Consider the following 3,080-nt stretch of genomic DNA (forward strand, 5'->3'; position numbering starts at 1 on the left):
TATAGTGATCTCACCAGGATGACCCAACGTGACTTTGATCATATCGGGGAGCAGCTGCAACAGAAATCCGGCATCCTGATAAGCGGCACCACTGTAAAACGGCTTGCTTATGGTGAGTTCACCCGTTTGCCGCAAATAGCCACCTTAAATGCGATTGCCAATTATTATGATTATAAGACCTGGCAGGATTTTAAAGCCAGCAGGATCGAAGAAGCGCCCAAAAAAGAGATCGTTCAAAAATCAGGGAGAAGGTTTAGCATAAAATATTGGTTGATACCGGCCGTCATCATTGTGCTGGGAAGCTTTTATTTTTTCCGTTCCACAAAAGGAAGCGTGAACCATGCAGAAAAAGCCTCTTTTTCATTCCGGAAGAACACCCCGAACGATCTTCCGAATTCTGTGGTTTTTAGCTATAATATTGATGAAGTGCAGGCGGATAGTTTTTTCATTCAGCAATCCTGGGATCAGAACCGCAGGAGAAGAATTTACAAGAACAGCTACACACTAACAGATATTTATTACGAACCCGGTTATCATATTGCCAAACTCATAGCTAATGATTCTGTGATCAAAACAGCAGATGTAAGTATTCCTACAGACCGCTGGTTTTTTTATGCTATTGACAATATAGCCAACTACAGCACCCAGTATATTAAGGCGGATACGTTCAATAATAACGGCAGCCTGGGCCTGAGCATACAGCAATTACAGAAAAACAATATTGAGATCAGCAAAGACAAACGGTACCATTACGTGTACTTCCCCAGCCGCATGGATATACCCAGCGATAACTTTCAATATAAAACCAGGGTACGAATGCAGGAAGTAAGAAATAGCTTATGCCCCTACATTGAAATAGAGCTCTATTGCCAGCGGGCGTTTATGAATATGAGATGTACAACAAAAGGATGTGCGCATGAGGCCTTCGTAGTATTCGGGGAACAATTAAAGAAAGGAAGTGACAATGACCTGTCGCCCATAGCTTTTGATGTAAGCCAGTGGACAGATATAGAAATAACCGTAAAAAATAAAACGGCGGTTGTGAAAATAAATGGTAAAGAAGCTTTTTCAACACAGTATACTACAGATACCAGGTACCTGGCCGGACTTGGTTATATTTCAAACGGGTTATGTGAAGTGGATAGAGTAGAATTGAGTAGCCTGGATGGAAGGGTTATGTACCAAAATGATTTTTAACGATAAGTTACGGAGCTTCCACCACCAGCTCAATACCGGCCCTCCGGGCTTTCCCAATCCTGCTTACCTTCCCAGGCGAGTCATGATTTCCATCAACGACCAGCTACCCCTTACCTCTTATTCTCCCCATCAGAAAATTTCCCGGAAAATATTTTTTTATTCAAAAATTCATTATGTTTGAACATTCATACATGAATTTAAGGATCGATCATAAGAGTAAATTGCCACTCCACATCCAGGTAGAAGAACTGTTACGAAAGCTGATCAGCCAGCCCGAGTACCAGAACGGATCTTTCCTGCCTAAGGAAGTGGAGCTTGCCAACCGCCTTGGGGTTTCCCGTAATACCATCCGCCAGGCCACCAACAAGCTGGAATATGAAGGCCTGCTGGACCGGAAAAAAGGAGTAGGCACCCGGGTAGCACAACGGCAGCTCTCCACCAGCCTGCAGGACTGGCAAAGCTTTACCAGGGAGATGTCTAAACGTGGTATCCCTACCAACAACCTCCTGTTATCGCTGGGAACTGCCCAAGCTGATGAAAAAATGGCCCGTTTCTTCAACATTCCGGAAGGTACTCCTGTTTGCAAGCTCAGTAAGCTCAAAGGCGTTGATGGTGAACCGATCGTATACTTTGAAAGCTACTTTCATCCACGGATCGTTCTCACTGAAAACGATGATCTCAACAGGCCGTTGTATGAGCTCCTGTCTGAAAAGTTCAACATCGTTGTAGTGCGCTCCAGTGAGCATATCAGCGCGCTGATCGCCGGCAGCATCGCAAAAAAGCTGCAGGTGGAAGCCAGGTCCCCGGTGTTGTTCCGCGAACGGTTCGTATATGATCCGGGAGACAGGCCTATAGAATATAATGTCGGTTATTACCGTTCGGACAAATTCACGTACTCAATTGAAATAAGGTCAGAAAGCTGATCTGATAGCATGTCCTTTTTCTGCTTCCACACAGAAAAAGGATATTTTTTTCTTCATTTTTAATATGTTCAAACATATGAACAATAACTATGTACTTGGGGCGGACATTGGGGGTTCTCATATCACAGCAGCGCTTATTGATCTGTCCAATGGTGTAATAGCAGAAGGTTCCAGGTGCAAGGAACCGGTGAACGCCGGCGCTGGTGCAGAAGATATCCTCGGCAGCTGGTCAAAAGCCATTGACGATGTGCTTACGTTTGCAGGTACTGCAATACCGGCCATTGGCATAGCTATGCCAGGCCCCTTCGATTATCCCGAAGGCATTTCACTGATCAGAGGCGTGGCTAAATATGAATCCCTTTATGGCATGAACATCAGAACAGCCCTGAAAACACTGCTGAATTTTAAAGGAGATATTTATTTCGAGAACGACGCGTCCTGCTTTGCATTGGGCGAAGCATGGGCCGGAGAAGGCGCAGACTGCAACCGTATGGTGGCTGTAACCCTGGGCACTGGCCTGGGCGGCACTTTCCTGCACAACAGTCACATTCTGCATGAAGGAAAAGGCGTGCCCTCCGGCGGCTACATCTATAACCTGCCTTATAAGAACGGCATTGCGGAAGATTATATCTCTTCCCGTTGGTTGCTCAACGAATACTACCAGCGTACCGGCACACGCCTATACGAAGTTAAAAGCATCGGCGACCTGGCGGAAAAACAGGACAGCACCGCACTGGCATTGTTCACGGAAATGGGCAATGCATTGGGCGAAGTGCTGGCGCCCTGGCTGCGTGATTTTGAAGCGGAATGCGTAGTGATAGGCGGCAATATCCGCAAAGCGCATCCCTATTTTTTACCGGCCCTGCAAGCCTGCCTGCAGCAGCACAAGATCAACACCACCGTACACATTTCCAGCCACGGAGAAGCCTCTGCCCTCTCCGGTGCAGCATGGTTATGCAG

3 protein-coding genes are annotated in these 3,080 nt (G+C 46.4%); all 3 read left to right on the forward strand.

Annotated elements, in window-relative coordinates:
• Nucleotides 1–1,197, forward strand: a 1,197-nt coding sequence (locus tag VIM87_RS10495; protein WP_331996951.1) for a hypothetical protein, incomplete at its 5' end; no start/stop codon positions are given.
• A 191-nt stretch (nucleotides 1,198–1,388) separates the two neighbouring features.
• Complete coding sequence (locus tag VIM87_RS10500; RefSeq protein ID WP_331996952.1) at nucleotides 1,389–2,120, forward strand: GntR family transcriptional regulator; 732 nt, start codon at nucleotides 1,389–1,391, stop codon at nucleotides 2,118–2,120.
• A gap of 76 nt (nucleotides 2,121–2,196) precedes the next feature.
• Nucleotides 2,197–3,080: ROK family protein (locus tag VIM87_RS10505; RefSeq protein WP_331996953.1), on the forward strand; the 884-nt coding region annotated here is incomplete at its 3' end.

It is taken from the genome of Chitinophaga sp. (genome assembly GCF_036569125.1).
Classification (GTDB): domain Bacteria; phylum Bacteroidota; class Bacteroidia; order Chitinophagales; family Chitinophagaceae; genus Chitinophaga.